Annotated in this window: 1 protein-coding gene and 1 pseudogene; both read left to right on the plus strand. The window is 56.6% G+C overall.

Going from position 1 to position 1074, the window contains the following annotated elements; all coding sequences use genetic code 11:
• The first annotated feature begins 152 nt into the window (after window positions 1-152).
• Window positions 153-620, plus strand: coding sequence for a GtrA family protein (locus tag CFR72_RS16820; protein WP_244182361.1), 468 nt, complete (start codon window positions 153-155; stop codon window positions 618-620).
• 304 nt (window positions 621-924) lie between these two features.
• Window positions 925-1074: pseudogene (locus tag CFR72_RS16825) on the plus strand (OmpA family protein); the annotation flags it as partial.

Consider the following 1074-nt stretch of genomic DNA (forward strand, 5'->3'; position numbering starts at 1 on the left):
CAGAACCGTCGCGTCGAAATCATCCTGCACTGATCCCAAAATCAGTCAGACTGACTTCAGCGAAAGGGAGTGCTTCGGCACTCCCTTTTTGCTGTACGGCATGATGGATTGCCGCCATATGCACCACGCCGGAGAGTGAGGAGCGCATTTCGGTGCCTGACAGATCCCCTGCCCCCGTTTTTCAGTTCCTGCGCTTCGGGATTGTCGGTGTAATGGGCCTGGGATGGGATACGGCCACCGTCTATGCCCTGCGCCCTCTGATCGGACTGAGTGGCGCTGCCCTCAGTGCATATTTCGTTGCCGCTTCGGCAAACTGGCTGTGCAACCGGCTATGGACCTTCCGCAGCCATGCGGGCAGGCAGCACGCCCTGCGCCAGTGGGCACGGTTCATGGTGGGGAATAGTGCCGGATTCTGCCTGAACCGCGGGTGCGTCCTTGTGCTGTTCCACCTGTCCGTCACCTGCCGGATCCATCCTGTCTTCGCGCTGGTTGCGGGAGCGCTCAGTGGCATGGCCGCCAATTTCCACATCAGCCGCAGGCATGTCTTCGTGCACGATGCCACACCGTCATCATCCACAAAGCCCTCCCCCACGGCGGATGACGGTCACACGACGCCGTAGACTCCGGCCATGGGACATTGTGTTATTATGGCAACGTCCCGGGAAAACCGGCATCGCCAACCCGCCGCCCCTTTTGGGAAACATAGTGCAACAATGCGGAAAATCCTTAAATTATCCTTTATTATCATGTCATTATAATATATCGTGTATACGTATTATAAGTGTAATATCAGCCCTGCCAAACTGATGGGTTTCTAAAACGAAACCGATAGCGGTATAGGATGTTACGCATGAAGCTGACTAGCGACCGCAGACATCCCGGCGGCACGACTATAAAGAACGAGTCTTAAGGAAGGACGAAAATATGCGTCTTCGCACGGCGTTACTGGCAACGACCCTGATGGCTGCCGCTCCGGCGGCCTCAATGGCCACGACGATCACCGGTCCGTATGTTGACATCGGGGGTGGCTACAACCTGACCCAGACCCAGCACGGCCACTTTGCCGACACCGAT

Source organism: Gluconacetobacter entanii, from assembly GCF_003206495.1.
Classification (GTDB): Bacteria; Pseudomonadota; Alphaproteobacteria; order Acetobacterales; family Acetobacteraceae; genus Novacetimonas; species Novacetimonas entanii.